This window comes from Hyphomicrobium sp. 1Nfss2.1 (assembly GCF_965243865.1).
Taxonomy (GTDB): Bacteria; Pseudomonadota; Alphaproteobacteria; order Rhizobiales; family Hyphomicrobiaceae; genus Hyphomicrobium_A.
Genome location: NZ_OZ251603.1, coordinates 341,150 through 358,508 on the forward strand (window position 1 = coordinate 341,150; position 17,359 = coordinate 358,508).

General features: G+C 59.7%; 17 protein-coding genes. 10 read left to right on the forward strand and 7 right to left on the reverse strand.

Annotated elements, in window-relative coordinates; all coding sequences use genetic code 11:
• Position 1 precedes the first annotated feature (1 nt).
• Positions 2-1,015 (reverse strand): ligase-associated DNA damage response exonuclease, encoded by a 1,014-nt coding sequence (locus ACP15D_RS01695; protein ID WP_424955840.1) that lies wholly within the window; start codon positions 1,013-1,015, stop codon positions 2-4.
• Between the two features lie 272 nt (positions 1,016-1,287).
• On the opposite strand from ACP15D_RS01695, the gene ACP15D_RS01700 reads away from it, so the two are divergent.
• A complete protein-coding gene (locus ACP15D_RS01700; protein WP_424955841.1) occupies positions 1,288-1,641 on the forward strand; it encodes a hypothetical protein in 354 nt (117 codons plus the stop codon).
• 40 nt (positions 1,642-1,681) lie between these two features.
• On the opposite strand, the gene ACP15D_RS01705 is transcribed toward ACP15D_RS01700, so the two are convergent.
• The 3 genes from ACP15D_RS01705 to ACP15D_RS01715 all read right to left on the reverse strand — a co-directional run bounded on the left by ACP15D_RS01705 (position 1,682) and on the right by ACP15D_RS01715 (position 3,986).
• The gene (locus ACP15D_RS01705) at positions 1,682-2,257 is read right to left on the reverse strand and encodes a hypothetical protein (protein WP_424955842.1); all 576 of its coding nucleotides are present in this window, start codon (positions 2,255-2,257) and stop codon (positions 1,682-1,684) included.
• A 114-nt stretch (positions 2,258-2,371) separates the two neighbouring features.
• Positions 2,372-3,082 (reverse strand): vWA domain-containing protein, encoded by a 711-nt coding sequence (locus ACP15D_RS01710; protein WP_424955843.1) that lies wholly within the window; start codon positions 3,080-3,082, stop codon positions 2,372-2,374.
• Positions 3,083-3,128: 46 nt separating this feature from the next.
• The gene (locus ACP15D_RS01715) at positions 3,129-3,986 is read right to left on the reverse strand and encodes an aldo/keto reductase (RefSeq protein WP_424955844.1); all 858 of its coding nucleotides are present in this window, start codon (positions 3,984-3,986) and stop codon (positions 3,129-3,131) included.
• Positions 3,987-4,160: 174 nt separating this feature from the next.
• Between ACP15D_RS01715 and ACP15D_RS01720 the strand changes: the two genes are divergently transcribed.
• Both ACP15D_RS01720 and ACP15D_RS01725 read left to right on the forward strand, forming a co-directional pair.
• Positions 4,161-4,409, forward strand: coding sequence for a hypothetical protein (locus ACP15D_RS01720; protein WP_424955845.1), 249 nt, complete (start codon positions 4,161-4,163; stop codon positions 4,407-4,409).
• 375 nt (positions 4,410-4,784) lie between these two features.
• Complete coding sequence (locus tag ACP15D_RS01725) at positions 4,785-5,636, forward strand: alpha/beta fold hydrolase (protein ID WP_424955846.1); 852 nt, start codon at positions 4,785-4,787, stop codon at positions 5,634-5,636.
• Between the two features lie 72 nt (positions 5,637-5,708).
• Here the strand turns inward: ACP15D_RS01725 and ACP15D_RS01730 are convergent, their stop codons facing one another.
• A complete protein-coding gene (locus tag ACP15D_RS01730; protein ID WP_424955847.1) occupies positions 5,709-5,948 on the reverse strand; it encodes a YdcH family protein in 240 nt (79 codons plus the stop codon).
• 245 nt (positions 5,949-6,193) lie between these two features.
• On the opposite strand from ACP15D_RS01730, the gene ACP15D_RS01735 reads away from it, so the two are divergent.
• The 3 genes from ACP15D_RS01735 to ACP15D_RS01745 all read left to right on the forward strand — a co-directional run bounded on the left by ACP15D_RS01735 (position 6,194) and on the right by ACP15D_RS01745 (position 9,960).
• On the forward strand, positions 6,194-6,901 hold the full coding sequence (locus ACP15D_RS01735) for an FkbM family methyltransferase (RefSeq protein WP_424955848.1): 708 nt from the start codon (positions 6,194-6,196) through the stop codon (positions 6,899-6,901).
• Between the two features lie 999 nt (positions 6,902-7,900).
• Complete coding sequence (locus tag ACP15D_RS01740) at positions 7,901-9,019, forward strand: glycosyltransferase (RefSeq protein WP_424955849.1); 1,119 nt, start codon at positions 7,901-7,903, stop codon at positions 9,017-9,019.
• Between the two features lie 128 nt (positions 9,020-9,147).
• Positions 9,148-9,960 carry a class I SAM-dependent methyltransferase gene (locus tag ACP15D_RS01745; protein ID WP_424955850.1) on the forward strand — a complete coding sequence of 271 codons (813 nt, stop codon included), beginning with the start codon at positions 9,148-9,150 and terminating at the stop codon, positions 9,958-9,960.
• A 15-nt stretch (positions 9,961-9,975) separates the two neighbouring features.
• Here the strand turns inward: ACP15D_RS01745 and ACP15D_RS01750 are convergent, their stop codons facing one another.
• Positions 9,976-11,295 (reverse strand): UDP-glucose dehydrogenase family protein, encoded by a 1,320-nt coding sequence (locus ACP15D_RS01750; protein WP_424955851.1) that lies wholly within the window; start codon positions 11,293-11,295, stop codon positions 9,976-9,978.
• 727 nt (positions 11,296-12,022) lie between these two features.
• Here ACP15D_RS01750 and ACP15D_RS01755 point away from each other — a divergent pair.
• The 4 genes from ACP15D_RS01755 to ACP15D_RS01770 all read left to right on the forward strand — a co-directional run bounded on the left by ACP15D_RS01755 (position 12,023) and on the right by ACP15D_RS01770 (position 16,249).
• The gene (locus ACP15D_RS01755; protein ID WP_424955852.1) at positions 12,023-13,027 is read left to right on the forward strand and encodes a glycosyltransferase; all 1,005 of its coding nucleotides are present in this window, start codon (positions 12,023-12,025) and stop codon (positions 13,025-13,027) included.
• Positions 13,024-13,872 (forward strand): class I SAM-dependent methyltransferase, encoded by an 849-nt coding sequence (locus ACP15D_RS01760; RefSeq protein ID WP_424955853.1) that lies wholly within the window; start codon positions 13,024-13,026, stop codon positions 13,870-13,872. The genes ACP15D_RS01755 and ACP15D_RS01760 overlap by 4 nt, the downstream gene beginning before the upstream one ends.
• 2 nt (positions 13,873-13,874) lie before the next feature.
• On the forward strand, positions 13,875-15,809 hold the full coding sequence (asnB, locus tag ACP15D_RS01765; protein WP_424955854.1) for an asparagine synthase (glutamine-hydrolyzing): 1,935 nt from the start codon (positions 13,875-13,877) through the stop codon (positions 15,807-15,809).
• Positions 15,810-16,060: 251 nt separating this feature from the next.
• The gene (locus tag ACP15D_RS01770; RefSeq protein WP_424955855.1) at positions 16,061-16,249 is read left to right on the forward strand and encodes a helix-turn-helix transcriptional regulator; all 189 of its coding nucleotides are present in this window, start codon (positions 16,061-16,063) and stop codon (positions 16,247-16,249) included.
• Positions 16,250-16,411: 162 nt separating this feature from the next.
• On the opposite strand, the gene ACP15D_RS01775 is transcribed toward ACP15D_RS01770, so the two are convergent.
• Positions 16,412-16,954, reverse strand: coding sequence for an FkbM family methyltransferase (locus ACP15D_RS01775; protein ID WP_424959155.1), 543 nt, complete (start codon positions 16,952-16,954; stop codon positions 16,412-16,414).
• Positions 16,955-17,359 lie beyond the last annotated feature (405 nt).

The window sequence follows — 17,359 nt, forward strand, 5'->3', positions numbered from 1 at the left end:
GCTATTCGTCCTCGTCCTCGAAGCCGACCAGCGACAGCGCGCGCGCTTTGCGTCCCATCAGACCGAGCTGATAAACGAGGGCATCGTCACGTCCGTGCGTCACCCACACGTCCTCAGCGCCCGTCTCGATGATCGTGTCGAGAAGTTCCGGCCAGTCGGCATGATCGGAGATGACGAGTGGCAACTCCACACCTGATTGCCGGATACGGCCTTTGATGCGCATCCAGCCGGACGCGAACGCCGTGACCGGATCGGGAAAACGACGCGACCAGCGGTCATCGAGCGCCGACAGCGGGCACAGCACCAGCGCACCCGCAAAGTCGCCGCTTTTCTCTGTCGTTGCGGGTCTTAGATCACCAAGATCGACGCCAAGTCGCTGATAGAGGGCACACAGCTCCTCCAGCGCGCCATGCAGGTAGATCGGCTGATCGTATCCGGCCTCGCGCGCCAGCTTGATAACCCGCTGCGTTTTACCGAGACCGTAGGCGCCGACGAGATGCGCGCGCTCGGGCTGTCGCTTGATCGATGCGAGCAAGCGGTCGACTTCTTGCTCAGCAGGCTCGTGGCGAAACACAGGCAGCGCAAACGTCGCCTCGGTGACGAACACATCGCACGATACCACCTCGAACGTCGGACACGTAGGATCGCGTGCGCGCTTGTAGTCGCCGGAAATCACCGCACGCTGGCCGTTCCAATCGAGCACCACTTGTGCAGCGCCGAGGATGTGCCCCGCGGGCATGAGCTTGATACCGACGCCGTTAAGGCTGCGCTGCTCGCCGAGCGCTTGCGATTCCAGCACTCCCGCGCACTCCGGGCCCATGCGCACCTTCATGATCTCAATGGTCTCGCGCGTCGCCAGAACCGCGCCATGGCCTGACCGGGCATGATCGCTATGCCCGTGCGTGATGATCGCTCGGTCCACCGCACGCGATGGATCGATGAAGAAGCCGCCGGGCTCGCAATAGAGCCCGCGATCGGTCGGGTAGAGCCACTTGTCGACGCCCGCTGCGCCCATTCCACGCCTCTCTGGGGAAGTCGCTTTAATGTGGGAGCGCGAACACCATTTGACCAGTCGTTACCCCGGCGCGCCACTCGCGGTGGCCGGCAGCCGCAATCACGGGCGCTTCGCTCACAATGAAGGCGCGTCCGTTTCTGGCGCCGAGCCAGTCACCTCCCTCATCGAATAAAGTTCAGCCCTTAACCAACCGGTCATGAGGCCGCCAAATTGGTGCGTAATGTGTCTGCCTGAGGGCACTGGTTTTCGTACCGCATCCAGGAGACTGCGTCGTGAACGCAACCAACAGGGCGTTGTCGGCCTTTACGCCGACGCACGCTTCGAGACCCTCTGCCTCTGACCTCGCCATGCCGCTGCAGGTCTACATCATCGAGACCATCGAACGTGAAGCCCGCACGAGGGTCTTCAGACAGATGGCGCTCGTTGCCGCGCTCGTCCTCGGCATCTTCGTCTGTCAGTCGCCCGTTGGCTTCAGCTCGGCCATCGCCGTGCCGACGCTGCCGGTGAGCGCGCAATCTGTCGGCGCGCGCATCGCGATCCCCGACCGATCAGCAATTCCCGAATACATCGGCGTCGAGCGGATGGTGTTCGCACCACTGCTGCACCAACACATCGCCTCACGCTGACCGGGGCCTCGGTCTCGTACCCGGCCGGTCGCGCTCGCCGTCACGACGCTGGCGGCGGCCGGTCTGGCGAGCGCGCGCGCATGCGCCGGAACACCCACCAGCCGATCAGCAAGCCTGCCAGACCGAGGGCGGCTAGCATGCCGATATAGAGCGGCTGGTCGGGGCTGGCTGCCGGTGCGCCCGCTGTGATGCATGACAGATAGATCGTCGATCCGCCGAATGCGCCCCAAAGGATCACGGCCTCGCGTGAGGCATCGCGCACGATCCACACGCGCTCGGTTTCGATGCTGCCGGGCTTCTGCTGCACGGAATAGCCAGCCTTCTCATACCCTTCCCGCGTCTTGTCCATGATGACGGGCGGGCCGCCATTGCCGATGGCCCAGGCGAGGAACGCATATTTGTCCGTGCAGGTCTTGCCCTGCGCTTTCGCAGACTCGTCGATGAGCTGCTTCTTGTTGGCGACGTTGTCGCTCATCCAGGTCATGGCACCGGGCGCAACAGCGGCGCCCGTGCGCCAGTCCGTGTCAGTGGGGCGTTCCTCCGCGCGCAGCGACGTGGTCCCCAGCATCGCCATCGCGATGAGCCCAAACAAAAACCGCTGCGCGAAGCTGCCCATGTGGCTTTCCCATAGAACTGGCCCTAAATGCGAACGGTCACCGGGTGCCGCCGCTATTATCGGCAGGGTTTTGAACGAAAGCGCGATGCCGCGCCACCACAAACCGGCTTACGGTTAGCGGCCGGTATGGCCCAGGGAAGCATCCGACACCGCCGGACACCCGAGCGTCTTTTGCAGTGCTTCGACGAGCTGCTCGCTGGTCTCCACGGAGATATAGAGCCCGCCGGTGCTGTCCGTCATGCAGCGCGATTGCACGTACCCGTTCGTCGTTGCCAGCTCGCGCATGCGGTAGCCGATGACGTGAATGGTGAGGTTTTCCCCCTCGGCACGTAGGGCCTTGGCCATCGCGCACGGGTCGCCTCCGCAAGTCTCCTCGCCGTCCGTAAGCAACACCACGACGCCCGGCTTCTCGGGAAAACGCAGCACGCGCGCCGCCTCGCGTACGGCGGCCGTCAGCGGCGTGCGCCCCGCCGGATTGAGCCTACTCAGCGCCGCCATGATGCGATCAGCCGACCGCGGCGCCGGCTGCAACAGCAACTCAATGTTGTCGCAGCGGTTGGAAGGGCCGGGACCGTAATCAATCAGGCCCAGATTGCGCATCGCCGCGATCTGCGGGAGCACCTTGGCGAGTGCCTGCCGTACCTTGTCGATGCGCGGGGTTGGCGGCGTGTTGAAATCGGTGCCCGACATCGATCCCGACGCGTCGAACACGATCATCGCGTCGTCGCGGCAGGAGGGCGGCATCGTCGATTGCGCCGCCGCACCGCTCGCGACGAGCGCGAGCAGCAACACCGCGGCGGATCGCAACAGCAATAGAGGGCCCATGAGCCGGCCTCCCGGTCACGCCGCATGCGCGACCTCGCATTCGAGGCTACGCGAGAGCACTCAACTCCGCAAACTCCTCATCGGAAAGCTGGATGTCGACTGCCGCGACATTCTCCTCCAGGTGCTTGACCTTTCCCGTGCCAGGAATGGGAAGCATCACCGGGCTCCGCTTCAGCAGCCACGCCAGTGCGATCTGGCTCGGGCTGGCCTGATGACGGTGCGCAATGGCGTCGAGAGGCGATCCCGCCTTGGCCAGGTTTCCGGAGGCGAGCGGGAACCAGGGAATGAAACCGATGCCGTTCGCTTCGCAGTGGACGAGAACAGGCTCGCTGGCGCGATTGGTGAGGTTATAGAGGTTCTGCACGCTCGCCGCTTTGAAGTGCTTCTGCGCCGCAGTGATGTCGTCGACGCCCACTTCGCTCAGCCCGACGTGACGGATAAGCCCTTCCTTTTGCATCGCGGCGATGGCCTCGAACTGCTCTTCGCGCGGCACTTTGGGATCGACGCGGTGGAGCTGCCACAGATCGATGCGCTCCACGCCGAGGCGCCGCAGACTGATGAATACCTGCTGGCGCAGGTAGTCGGGATTGCCGCACGGGATCCATGTGTCGGGTCCCGGGCGCAACAAACCGCCCTTCGTTGCGATGACGATCCCCTTGTACGGGTACAGCGCCTCGCGGATCAGTCGCTCGCTGACCTCCGGGCCGTAGCTGTCCGCGGTGTCGATCAGGTTGATTCCGAGCTCAGGAACGCGCTTCAGCGTGCGCAGAGCTTCATCGCGATCTTCAGGGTCTCCCCATATGCCCTTTCCGACGACGCGCATGGCGCCGAATCCGAGGCGGTGCACGGCGAGATCACCGCCAATCTTGAAGGTTCCTGACTTCGCAGCGTCGGGTGTCGACATAGGGTGGCTCCGGGCTTGAGAGGAAAAGTGCCGCTGGTGAGATAGGCGACGCAGCTGCCATTACGACGACAAGAGCGCCAGCGCGACAAGCTGCCCCAGTATTTGCAACTTTAGTCCATTGGGAACTTTCGCCGGACGGCAACGTTCATCCCCCATAATAAGGAGGACAGAACAATGCGTATCACAGCCATGCTTGTTGCCGCCGGGATTGGTGCCGCTGCGATGTTTGCCGCGCCGCAAAGCGCAAGCGCACTGCCGCAGGTGAGCGATGCCAAGCAGGTAACGAAGAGCAACGTCGAGAAGGCGGGCTATCGCCATCATCGCCGTCACTGGCGCCACCGCCACTACCGCGGACATCGTTGGCACCGTCACCACCGCCATTACTATCGTCGCCCTGGGTTCGGCATCTATCTCGGACTCTAATCCGCGCGATGGTTTTGATGCCGAGCGGCGAGACGAATCTCGCCGCTCGGCATCATGATTCTAAGGCGGCGTATGCACAGCCCGCGCATCGATCCGGGCTGATGATGCAACCGCGCCTCCTCAATTCACCTGAAAATATGCATCCCCTTAGATCAGCGTGCGGGCGCTCTCGCGTTCGGTTGCTCAGTCATGGAGCAGGCGGCTTTGGCGCCTCGCCTTTATGGCCTGAGGGCAAGTGCAACGCGCTTGTTCGATCGCTAGATTGTTCGACCCTACGCAACGGCCCTGGTGGCAAGCAGCCCGTTATCGGGCGCTCTCGGTGCTCGTAATTTGTTTCCGACAACAGAGCCCACCGCCGCAGCGAAGGAGATCGCAATGCCGATGTTTACCACCCGAGACGGCACCGACATCTACTACAAGGATTGGGGCGCCGGACAGCCGGTGGTGTTCAGCCACGGTTGGCCGCTTTCGTCTGATGCATTCGAAGATCAGATGTTCTTCCTCGCATCGAAGGGCTACCGCTGCGTCGCTCATGATCGCCGCGGCCACGGGCGCTCGGGCCAGCCCTTCACCGGCAACGACATGAACACCTATGCCGACGATCTTGCCGAGCTCGTCGAAAAACTGAATCTAAAGGACGCGATCCACATCGGACACTCGACCGGCGGCGGCGAAGTTGCCCGCTACATTGCGCGTCACGGCACGAAGCGCGTCGCCAAGGCGGTGCTGATCTCCTCTGTTCCCCCGCTGATGCTCAAGACGCCTGCCAATCCCGAAGGAACGCCGATCAAGGTCTTCGACGACATCCGCGCTGGCGTGCACGCCGACCGCTCGCAGTTCTTCAAGGACCTCAGCATGGCGTTCTACGGCTACAATCGCCCAGGAGCAAAAGTGTCCGAAGGCGTGCGCGACTCGTTCTGGCTGCAGGGCATGCTTGCCGGGCTGCCTGCCGCATACGAATGCATCAAGGCATTCTCCGAAACCGACCAGACCGAGGACCTCAAGAAGTTCGATGTTCCGACCCTGATCATCCAGGGCGACGACGACCAGATCGTGCCGATCGCCGCCGCAGCGATGCAGCAGGGCAAGCTGATCAAGGGTGCCGAGCTGAAAGTCTACAAGGGCGCCCCCCACGGCCTGTGCACGACGCTGAAGGACGAAATCAACGCTGATCTGCTCGCTTTCATCAAAGGAGAGCGCGTCAGCCTTGGCTCCAAGGCGGCCTGATCTGGCTCGGCGACAAAAAAGCCGGGGCGCTCGGCGTCCCGGCCTTTCAATGTGCGGCAACTGAGCTTCGCTTCAGCCGGCAGCGAGTGCAGCGGCGATGGCGTCCTTGATCTGCAGGCGGCGCTTGCGAAGGCTCTCCTCCGCGAACTGATCCATCGGCTTCACATTCGTCTCTGCCAAGTGAACCTGATCGTTCACCTCATCGTACTCCTGCAGGAGCTTCGCGAAGTGCGCGCTGCTGACCTTGAGCTTGTGGATTGCATCCTCTTGCCCAGGGAACTCTTCGGCCAGCGTGTGGGGGGTATTCGACATCGCTTTTCCTTCGATTTTTCGAACTGGCGAGACTTGACGCTCGCTTAGCTAAGGTCAGCGCTGACCTTTGTCACGCCCGCATGGCCCCATCATTGAGCCCGGACAACCCCTGAGAATTCTCGCCGATGACATGGGGCCGGGTAGCTCGATAAACCCATCGGCAAATGGTGAGGGTCATTTCGGGTTTACGGGCCGAAGTATCTCGGTTACTGAATGTTTTTTTTCAGTAGTTGCGTGAGCAGACGATGATATGGAAGAGGACTGCCCAGTTTCACCTCAATCGCTGGCGTAAAGAGGCACAGGTCGATAACATCCGCCTCCCGCTCTCAAACCGCATCATCTCGCCTGGCATGGAATGGACCCTGGCGAAGGGCCGTTACGAATGGGGCGAGGCACGCATGAGCGCCCGCGTCCTGAAACCGGGAGAATCCGTCCTCGAACTCGGCGCAGGGCTCGGTTTTGTGTCCAGCTATATCCGACTCAACACCGACGCCGGCCAGATCACGTGCGTCGAGGCCAATCCCGATCTCGTGCCCTACATCGAGGGCGTTCATCGATTGAATGGCATCAGCAATGCGGCCGTCGTCAACGGCGTGGCCCAAGTCGCCGACTATCCGGCCAGCATCCCATTTTATTGTCGAAAGGACTTCTGGGCCAGTTCTATGGAGCCAGCGGTCGCTTACGAGCGCGCCGTCGAGGTTCCGGTCCTCAACTTCACAAACCTATTGGCCACCGCGCGACCCGACGTCCTGGTCATGGATATCGAAGGTGCCGAACTCGATCTGCTCGAGGCTGATGCACTGCCGCACGTGCGCGCTATCGTGCTCGAGGTCCATAAGGATGTTTATGGGCGGCGCGGCCTGGATCGGCTTTTTGAGCGCGCCAAACATTTAGGTTTCCATCGCGACCCGAACGGCACGGTGCGCGAAGTCCATACCCTTGTACGCAGCTGATGGCCTGATGCTCCGAGTGCTGGCGGAAGGGGTGTCCGCCAAACGCATTTATCTAGAGTACGTTATTTCAATACGTTGTGTGATGTCAGCTTCTTTTCGTCCCTCATTCCATCCCCATTGTAGAGCCGCAGCAGAGGCCAGAGCACGCATGCTCGCGGTGGTGGGCTGTGAGCGTCGCACAACCTTGAGAAATTCACTCTAAGCACCTGAGAAGTTGACGCTTGCGCGCCGCTAGACAAAAGTGAGGCACTGCTGTGCCCCACCTTAGGCGTAGGTTCAGAGAAGCTGCCGGAGCGGACTGAGCTACGCCTTGGTTCGGCCGAGCTTCCGCACCGCCTGGATACCAGAACAATCAAAGATCTTCGCGCAGAGATCGAGAGAATTTACTACTTGCCAGATCGCTGGCTTGCAGAAGAATTACTGCGCTTGGTTCGACAAGTCCGGGAGGAACTGCCAGATCAACTTAAGTTCGCGAATCGAGGGGCGAGCCACGCGTGTAGCCTTGTTTGGGATGTCGTGCCCGAAATTGCTCGACGGCTGGGCTCCCGGTCGTTGACCGCTGATGAAGGCCGTGACCCGAAAGTCACTGACTGTGATGATGACATCCTTAGGCAGTACGCCGGGATCTGTCTCAAGTTCTCCACCCTTTCGACCTTGGTGGAGCAACGGTGCCAAGAGTCGGTCACCCGGCTTCTGGTTAGAGAAATTTCGGACGGAAATCCTATCGCGATTGCGCTCGATCGAATATCGCTCGCGGGTGGCATAACTCCCCGGCAGGATTTGATTGCTCGGCAGATGCGCGAGTGGTCACGAGCCAACGGTTTGGACGAAGTCGCAGTCTGGCGACCGAACTTATTGCCGTATTGCCAGTAATTTCTGCTGCCCAACGGCATTGGGTATTGGAAGCGAGTAGCAGTGGAAGCCCGGCGCACTCTTCAAGAGTAGTATGCCCCCCGTCACCGTCGCGATTGAGGGAACGACGAGGGTGAAAGCAGCGAAATGACAAAGATCGTTCACATTATCACGGGACTTGGTTCCGGCGGCGCCGAGCGTGTCCTCTACCAACTGGTTAGGCGCAGTGCGACCAAACATGGTCGCGCCCACATCGTCATTTCGCTTTCCGGAGAAGGCTTCTATGGCGGCCCGCTGAGATCGGCAGGGGCCATTGTTCACACGCTGGGTATGCGGCCGAACCGGCCGCCGATTTTCGAGTTCTGTCGGCTTGTGTATCTCCTCCGCCGTATTCGACCCGAGGTGGTAATGACCTGGCTGTATCACGCCGATCTTGTGGGAACGTTTGCAGCCAAGCTCGCCGGCACTCGTCGCATCATCTGGAACCTGCGCTGCTCAGAATTTGTGTTCTCTGATCATCCCCCTATGACGGGACGCATCGTGGCACTGTTGGCCCGACTGTCGCGCATGCCAACGGTGGTTGCAGTCAACAGCATTGCAGGTCAACGCGACCATATTCGACTGGGTTATGACCCAAAGCAGTGGGCTTATCTCCCAAACGGTTTCGACACTACCGAATGGACGCCGGATGAGAATGGCCGAGCCAAAGTCCGCGCGGAGCTTGGATTGACTAGTTCGGATTTCGTTGTGGCTCGTGCCGGGCGGGTTGATCCCCAGAAGGATTTCCCCACCTTCATAGCAGCCATACGTATGCTTGTTCCGAGGTGGCCATCGCTCCGCTTTGCTCTGCTGGGGCAGGGCACGGAACAACTCGAACTGCCGCCAGACATCGAACGCTCCGCTTTAGTCCTGGGCTTGCGGGGGGACATGTGTGAGGTCATACGCGCTTTCGATCTAGTGGTATCATCGTCAGCCTATGGAGAAGGGCTCCCCAATATCGTGGCCGAATCAATGGCGTCGGGGGTGCCTTGTGTTGTTACCGATGTCGGAGATAGTGCACTGCTTGTCGGCGACAGTGGGATCGTTGTGCCTCCGAACGATCCGTACGCGCTTGCCGAAGCGATACAATCCATGATGACAATGCCGGTAGAACAATTGGAGCAGTTGGGCGCTCGCGCGCGGGAGAGGGTGGAAGCGAACTACTCGCTTGCAACCAGTCTCGATCGTTATGATGAGATCTTCAAAAGCGCGGCCGTCGGCGACTGATCGATCGCTGGGGATACAGCACCACTGCAACTTGCGCGGCCTGCCTCGCAGATCTAGAAAAATCATTCAAATCAAGTGCTTTGCCCTCGCAATTTGTGAGCCAACTTAAGATTCAGCGGGTATCCGACATGGCCGATTTAAGACAGCGCGAGACCCATTTCGAGTTTGGCGCCAACTGGGCTGATTTCGCCCGCTGCATCGACGACACGCGGATCACAAATGCGGAGCAGTGTCTGCGCAAGCTGCTTGGTCGAGACCTGGCAGGGAAGACTTTTCTGGATATTGGTTGCGGCTCGGGGTTATCAGCCCTCGCGGCGATCCGGCTTAATGCGGCGAAGCTCCGGGCAGTAGACATTGATGAGAATTCGGTTGCTACAACCGAGGCTTTGCTACGTCTGCATGCGCCCCAATCGGATTGGACTGTAGGAAGACGTTCAATTTTCGATATGGGGCCAGGAGGTGATGGTACCTTCGATGTCGTCTACTCGTGGGGAGTGCTGCATCACACTGGAGCGATGTGGGATGCTATAGAGAGGGCCGCAACTTTGGTCGCCCCCGAGGGGCACCTTGTAATTGCGATTTATCAGCGTACGCCGTCATGCACGTTCTGGACTTGGGAAAAGCGCTTTTATAGCAAAGCGCCAGGTTGGCTAGCTGCGTGCATGCGAGGCGCCTACAAATCGGCGTACGTTGGAGCGCTGATCGCCACAGGTCGCAATCCAGCGCGCTATGTTGCTGAATATGGCAAGCATCGCGGTATGCGGTGGTCTAATGACGTGCACGATTGGTTGGGAGGCTATCCATATGAGTCAGCTTCTTCGAACCAGATCGATGCCTTCCTAACCAAGCGAGGCTTCGTCTGTGAGAATAGAGTGCCGGCGAACACGCGGCTCGGCCTGCTCGGGACAGGATGCAGCGAGTATGTCTATCGGCGCGCTTAACATCACACTTCTTCGTCAGCGAGGGACGCTCACGGTCGTTCCAATTCCCGAATAGGTCAAGCCCGCCGCGTGAGCCAGCTCTGGCGAATAGACGTTGCGCAGATCGACGAGCACATCGCCGCGCATCTTCGCCTTGGCGGCGGTGAGGTCGAGGCCGCGGAACTCGTTCCACTCGGTTACGGTGACGAGCACATCGGCGCCGACAGCCGCCTCAAGCGCGTTATCGCACCAGACGACGCCGGGGAGCAGCGGATCAGCCTGCTTGCGGCCCTGCGGATCGACGACGCGCACGGTGGCGCCGCGCTCCTGCAGCATCGGCACGATCACGAGGCTCGGCGCATCGCGCATGTCGTCGGTGTTGGGCTTGAAGGTCACGCCGAGGATGGCGATGGTCTTGCCGCGCACGGAGCCGCCAGCCGCGGCCTCAATGCGATGCGCCATGGAAATCTTGCGCTCGTCGTTGACGCGCTGCACCTGCTCGATGATCGACACGGGCGACTTGTGCTCGCGCGCGGTGCGAATGAGCGCCGAGACGTCCTTGGGGAAGCAGGATCCGCCATAGCCAGGGCCGGGATGCAGAAACTTGTCGCCGATGCGGCGGTCCTTGCCGATGGCCGAGGCGACCTCCTGCACGTTGGCACCAACCTGCTCGCACAGATCGGCCACCTCGTTGATGAAGCTGATCTTGAGCGCGAGGAACGCGTTGGCGGCGTACTTCGCCAGCTCGGCGGACTCGCGGCCGACGAACACGACGGGCGCGCTGCGCAGAGCGAGCGGCTTATAGAGGCGTGCCATGATCTCTTCGGCGCGGTCATCGTCGGTGCCGACGAGAACACGATCGGGATGCATGAAGTCGCCGATGGCGGAGCCTTCACGCAGGAACTCAGGATTGGAGCAGATGGCAAACTCGGCGTCGGGGCGCGCTGAGCGCAGGCGACTCTCGATCTCGCGGCTGGTGCCGACGGGCACGGTGGACTTGGTGACGATGACGGTGAATCCGTTGAGGTGCGGGGCGATCTCATCGACCGCGGCATAGACATAAGAGAGGTCGGCGTAGCCATCGCCGCGGCGCATCGGCGTGCCGACCGCGAGCAGGATGACGTCGGCGTCCTTGGCTGCGGCGCCGATGTTGTCGGAGAACACAAGGCGGCCGGCCTGCATGTTCCGCTGCATCAGATCGTCGAGGCCGGGCTCATAGATGGGCGATTTGCCGGCATTGAGTTCGGCGAGGCGCTGCGGGTCCTTGTCGACGCAAGTGACCGTCCAACCGAACTCCGAAAAACAGGCTGCGGAAACGAGACCGACGTAACCGGCGCCAACCATGCAGATGTTCAACGAAACTCTCCCCATCGTCCTAGGCATGCTTGGTAGCCCACTTGCGACCTCTCAGTAGACAAGGTGCAGCGCACCGGCAACACTCCCCGCCGCATGCGGGTCCGTCTTTCAACACAAACGAACCTAGAGGTTGCTCGGATATAGATCGGCTGTTGCTCGCAGGCCCCGCTTGCCAGAATCCGGTAGCTCTTAAGGCCAGTCCCCGAAGAATAGCTGGAATGCGCTTGTCGGCCATCGAATGGCGATGATACTGCGCTGGGGCGAATGGAGCTTGTAAAGCCAAAGGGGCGAGTTCGTGATTAACCTGCCAAGGACGCTTTTGCAGGAACTGGCACGCCAGCCGTTCGTTCGGCGCGTGGGGCGAACGCTATTGCCACAGCCGCTGCGACGTAGGTCAGAGGCTTATGTCTTGAAGACACTGGCAATCGGACCGCCTACGCCCTCACATTTCGCGCCATTTATTTCTGCGGCACCCAAACCCACTAAATGTTTTCCAGGCCGCGTGGTTCTGGTGTGCGGGTCGCTGCAGCCCGGGGGAGCAGAGAGACAAGTCGCCAACACGTTGCTGGGACTATCAAACACTCCCGGCATTGAGTCTTTGACCCTCCTATGCGAGTCGCTTCATCCCCGTCGTGAGCAGAGATACGATTTCTATCTGCCTCTCGCCCGCCAGTCCCGGGCAGTTGTTCGGGAAATCCGGAGGGGAAGAAGTCATAAAGCGACATCCTTGCCAGAGGAGGTCCAAGCTGCGCTCAACCAGCTTCATCCACTGCTGGCGGTCGATGTGCTGCGTCTCTATTGGGAGTTTCGCACCCTGCGCCCGGAGATCGTCCACGCGTGGCTCGACTGGTGCAATGTTCGGGCTGGGCTGGCAGCCGCGCTCGCGGGAGTCCCGAGAATTATCGTTTCCGGACGTAATCTCAGTCCGAGGCATTTCACGTTAGACGCAGACTATTTTCATCCCGCGTATACCGCACTCGCCGCGATGAGCGAGCGCCGATTAGCTTTAATCAACAACAGCCAAGCCGGTGCCGACGACTATGCAGCTTGGTTGGGGCTCCCCAATCATAGAATCAAGGTGGTGCGCAACGGTGTGCAGTTCTCGGAAGGGAGCCGCCCTTCTAGGCAAAAGGCCTTGTCCATCAGAGCCCTGCTGAAGATCGCGCCCAGCGTGCCCCTTATTGGCGGCATGTTCCGTTTCGAAGAAGAGAAGCAGCCAGCGCTGTGGCTTAGGACGGCAAAGCACGTCGCTACTGCAATTCCTGAGGCTCAGTTTGTGCTTTATGGGCAGGGGGGATTGCGGGGAGAGATGGAAAAAATCGTCCGAGATCTTGACATGGGGTCACGTGTCCATTTCGGCGGTGTAGTTTCCCCTTCAACTGATGCTCTAGCACCATGCGACCTATTGCTTCTGACTTCGCGCGGAGAGGGCACACCAAATGTGCTTCTTGAGGCGCAGTGGCTCGGAATCCCCGTCGTTACTACAAATGCCGGGGGCGCAGGCGAAGCAGTCGTCGACGGTGTTACGGGTAAGGTTGTCCGATCTAACGACGAGGCCAGTATATCGGCGGCTGTCGTCGAGGTCCTTGCCGACGAGACCTTTCGACGTCGGGCAGGCACTGAAGGACCCGCCTTTGTCTCATCGACTTACGGCATGGATCGAATGATCCGGGACACGCTTGACCTCTACGATTTGGGCAAACCCAGCTGTTCCGACGGTGAGCTTTCATGAACAGAGATTTGAAAGAGAGCCACAGTTCAGAGGTCCGTTCTGGAAAGCGATTCCGGTTTGGAGGCAACTGGAAGCGATTTCTACGGGTGCTCAACGATGAGCGTATCCTGGAAGCCGAGAGTTCTCTCAAAGAGTACCTTGGCGTAGATGATTTAAAAGGGCGAACGTTCATCGACATAGGAAGCGGTAGCGGCCTGTTTAGCTTAGTCGCTCGCCGACTTGGAGCGCGCGTATTGTCATTCGATTTTGACACGCAGTCGGTGGAGTGCACTGCGGAACTAAAGCGCCGATACTACCCCGATGACGCGGATTGGAGAGTCATCCAGGGGTCAGTGCTCGATGCGGAGTTTCTACGATCGCTGGGAACGTTTGATATCGTGTATTCCTGGGGTGTGCTGCATCACACGGGGGCTATGTGGCAGGCACTCGAAAACGTTAAAATTCCCACCAAACCGGACGGCAAGCTCTTCATTGCGATCTACAACGATTGTGGAGAGATCAGCAAATATTGGATGCGCAAGAAGGTTAGGTACAACCGATTGCCGCATGCACTAAAGACCCCGTACGCCGTCGCGGTGTGGGCGCCTATTGAGTTTCGATATTTCGCGCACAACCTCTTGAAAGGCAATCCGGGCGGATATTTCCGGCTTTGGTCCCAATACAAGAAAAGCCGCGGCATGAGTCGCTGGCATGACATGGTCGACTGGATAGGCGGTCTTCCTTACGAATGCGCCACGTCCGACCAGCTCGTGAATTTCTACGAGGCGGACGGCTTTAAGCTCGACAAGCTGGTGGCCAATAACGGCTACGGCTGCCATCAGATCGTGTTCACGCGCGAGGGGTGAAAATGTGCGGGTTTTCAGGCTTTCTTCTGCGGCATGTGATGGAACGCGAAGCCGCTCAGCGGCGCGTAAGGGAAATGACTGCAACGCTGCGTCACCGTGGCCCTGACGATGAAGGTGCGTGGTCGGATGGGCGCGCCGCGTTGGGCTTCGCCCGGCTCTCGATAATTGACTTGTCGAGCGCGGGGCACCAGCCGATGGAGACCAGCGACGGGCAAACTGTGCTCACGTTCAATGGCGAGATATATAATTTTCGAGAGATCCGTGCCGATCTTGAGGCCCGGGGCTGCGTGTTTCGCAGTCATACGGACTCAGAGGTGATTTTGCACGGCTACCGCGTATGGGGCGATGAGGTACTCAATCACCTGAGAGGTATGTTCGCAATCGCGATTTGGGATCGCTCGAAGAGGCGGCTGCTTTTGGCTCGCGACCGCGTGGGTAAAAAACCGCTCAACTATGCGATTACAGATGATGGCCTAATTTTTGGCTCAGAAATCAAAGCCATTCTCGCATGGCCTGGATTTGCCACTGAACCAGACTACTTAGCCCTGCACAAGTTTCTCACCTATCAGTATATCCCCGCGCCCGATACGGCGTTTAGGGGCATCCGGAAGCTGCCTGCGGGTTCTAAATTGGTAGTGGAGGTTGGTAGCGATGGCCAACTGTCGCCCCCGAGCATAGAACGCTACTGGCAGCTGCCCGGTCCCCGCCCGCGATACGGCTCAGTTAACACGCAAGAACTGATCGAAGAGTTGACCAACCGCTTGGCGGAGGCGGTCCGGCTGCGTCTTACTTCGGATGTGCCGCTCGGAGCCTTCTTGTCGGGGGGGGTCGATTCGTCTGCCATTGTTGCCATGATGGCCCATCATGGAACGGGCCGCGTGAAGACGTTCTCCATAGGGTTCGAAAACGAGGATTACGACGAAACTCGCTTCGCACGAATGGTGGCGGAGCGATACGGGACTGACCATCACGAATTTGTTGTGCGCCCTGACGCAGTGGCAATCCTGCCGAAGCTAATTCATCACTATAACGAGCCCTTCGCGGATCCGTCTGCAGTACCAACCTTTTATCTCGCTGAATTGGCACGGCAGCACGTGACGGTCGCGCTCAACGGTGACGGCGGCGACGAATGTTTCATGGGCTACGGCCGGTACACCGCGATGCAGGCTGTATCGAAAATAGACCACGTACCGAAGTGGTTCCGCTACTTGGGAGCCGGTGCAATTGACGCTCTACCGCTGCGTGGGCGAGTGGGAAATCGAGCGAGGAAGGTCGCTTCCCTGTTGCGAGCAGATGCCGAAGCCAGGCAGCATCGCTACTCTTTCACCATCTCGGCCTTTGCGGATGCGGACAAGGCAGCAGGCTATGGCGAGGCAATGCGCGCCCAATTGGCCGAGTCCGCGTTAGACCTCCTGGAACCATACCTCGACGAAGGCGAGACACTGGTGTCGGGAGCGAATTGGGCCGACATTCACGTTTATCTGCCGGACGATCTCATGGTCAAGGTGGACATTGCCACCATGGCGCACTCCCTAGAGAGTCGGTCTCCACTGCTAGATCACGTTTTTCTAGAGTGGGCTTTGACATTGCCTGAAAACGTCACAATGGCGGGCGGAACAACGAAGGCGATATTCAAGAAGGCCATGGAGCCTTACTTGCCTAATGACGTCCTCTACCGGCCCAAGATGGGTTTCGGTTGTCCAGTTGATCATTGGCTGCGCGGTGAACTACGGGAGATGGCCTACGATCTCCTGCTTTCTTCGCGCGCTTCAAGCCGAGGTATCGTCAATAGAAGTGCAGTCCAATCGATGCTCGACGAGCATTGTTCCGGCCGATACCCGCACCATACTCGGCTTTGGCCACTCTTGATTATGGAGATGTGGTTCCGAATCTGGATCGAGGGTGAGAATGATGTGGTTCGCACTCAAGCAGCGTAGCTTGTAATTCGAAGGTGTGAAGGTTGATGATGACGATCCTCTCGCTCATCCTTGATCGCGCTTAACAGTCATTCGGTGTCGCGCACATCATGCTGTTGATGAGGCCTAAAGTTGTTGATAACGTTTCGCGGAGGCTAGGCTACGTGGTAGCCTAGCCTCCGCGACGTGAGGGCGCTTCTCGCCTCCTTATGCGTTTGCATGCGACCATCCCGAACGCTCAAGGTTGTTCCCGGCAGCAAGGGAGCAATCACATGAGAATTCTTTCGAGGAAGCAGGTTATCGAACTGACCAACCTGTCGCGGTCAACTATTGACCGTGGCGTGGCGGCAGGCACCTTTCCCCCGCCCATCCCACTGTCGCCCCGACGCGTTGGCTGGCTCGAAAGCGATCTCCACCAATGGCTTGCCGGGCGGCGGGAGTGGTCGCGAGCGGCCGCATAGCGTGAGGGAAAGAGCGTGGCAGACGGTTCAGGTAGCTTCTGTTTCCGAGCCTGAACCGCTTAGGCTCAATCTTGCGTACAGCTCAATGCACGGCAAGTGGATGGCGATGGTGCGCGATCCGTCCGAAATTGCGCGCGGGAAGGGCTCGGTGCAAGGTCGCGATCAGCTGCGGACCAGGGTGTGGACTTCGCGCACCGTACCGTTCGGGTCGCGATGGAAACCTAAATGTTTGGCGCGCTCAAAAAGCCGATCCAGGCCGCGCCGCCCATAAACATCCTTATGGACCTCGAGCACGATAGCGCGCACGTGCGGCAGTGCATCAGCCTCGAGCAGATCGAGTTCCGCACCTTCGATATCCATGACCAGGACGTCGGGTCGCGCGGTGGCCAACAGGTTTGTGAAGTTGAGGACCGGAACCTCGACGGCGCGCTCGTAAACGACCGCTGGCTCCATAGAACTGGCCCAGAAGTCCTTTCGACAATAGAATGTGATGCTCTCCGGATGGTCAGCGACTTGGGCCACGCCGTTGACGACCGTCGCATTGCTGATGCCATTCAATCGATGGACCCCCTCGATGTAGGGCACAAGATCGGGATTGGCCTCGACGCACGTGATCTGGCCCGCGTCGGTATTGAGCCGGATGTAGCTGGACACGAAGCCAAGCCCTGCGCCGAGTTCCAGGACGGATTCTCCCGGTACGGATATTGTCTACCCTTGCCTCCTTGCGCCAGCGATTGAGGTGAAGTTGGGCAGTCCGCTTCAATATCATCGAAGGCTCGCGCAATTACTGGAAGATATTCAGTAACTGACCTGTGTTCGGGCGTAAACCCTGCCGGTTGCGATGCGTTCTGCGGTTCCCTCACCGCGCGATCCTCGCCCGCAGAGCAAGCACACTCGCCGTCGCCTTGCTGGCATGCGAAGAGGAATGTAGCCCTCGGTTCGAGCGCATGGTGGTCCAACTTCCCCCGGGGGAAGCGCCGACCGTCACGCAAATGATCAGACCAGGACGGCCCGGCCCGCGGGTTACTACACTAGGGGAGGATGTCTAGGACGACCACACGGGACAAACCGGGAAACGGGCTTTTTGCAGAGCGTCCTGGTCGATAGGGC

What these genes read in the sequence shown, in the direction of transcription:
- ACP15D_RS01760 (WP_424955853.1), top strand. Translation starts at nt 13,024, where the DNA reads ATGAACAGAGATTTGAAAGAGAGCCACAGTTCAGAGGTCCGTTCTGGA.
- ACP15D_RS01770 (WP_424955855.1), top strand. Translation starts at nt 16,061, where the DNA reads ATGAGAATTCTTTCGAGGAAGCAGGTTATCGAACTGACCAACCTGTCG.
- ACP15D_RS01740 (WP_424955849.1), top strand. Translation starts at nt 7,901, where the DNA reads ATGACAAAGATCGTTCACATTATCACGGGACTTGGTTCCGGCGGCGCC.
- ACP15D_RS01710 (WP_424955843.1), bottom strand. Translation starts at nt 3,082, where the DNA reads ATGGGCCCTCTATTGCTGTTGCGATCCGCCGCGGTGTTGCTGCTCGCG.
- ACP15D_RS01715 (WP_424955844.1), bottom strand. Translation starts at nt 3,986, where the DNA reads ATGTCGACACCCGACGCTGCGAAGTCAGGAACCTTCAAGATTGGCGGT.
- ACP15D_RS01695 (WP_424955840.1), bottom strand. Translation starts at nt 1,015, where the DNA reads ATGGGCGCAGCGGGCGTCGACAAGTGGCTCTACCCGACCGATCGCGGG.
- ACP15D_RS01730 (WP_424955847.1), bottom strand. Translation starts at nt 5,948, where the DNA reads ATGTCGAATACCCCCCACACGCTGGCCGAAGAGTTCCCTGGGCAAGAG.
- ACP15D_RS01745 (WP_424955850.1), top strand. Translation starts at nt 9,148, where the DNA reads ATGGCCGATTTAAGACAGCGCGAGACCCATTTCGAGTTTGGCGCCAAC.
- ACP15D_RS01705 (WP_424955842.1), bottom strand. Translation starts at nt 2,257, where the DNA reads ATGGGCAGCTTCGCGCAGCGGTTTTTGTTTGGGCTCATCGCGATGGCG.
- ACP15D_RS01725 (WP_424955846.1), top strand. Translation starts at nt 4,785, where the DNA reads ATGCCGATGTTTACCACCCGAGACGGCACCGACATCTACTACAAGGAT.
- ACP15D_RS01720 (WP_424955845.1), top strand. Translation starts at nt 4,161, where the DNA reads ATGCGTATCACAGCCATGCTTGTTGCCGCCGGGATTGGTGCCGCTGCG.
- ACP15D_RS01735 (WP_424955848.1), top strand. Translation starts at nt 6,194, where the DNA reads ATGATATGGAAGAGGACTGCCCAGTTTCACCTCAATCGCTGGCGTAAA.
- asnB (WP_424955854.1), top strand. Translation starts at nt 13,875, where the DNA reads ATGTGCGGGTTTTCAGGCTTTCTTCTGCGGCATGTGATGGAACGCGAA.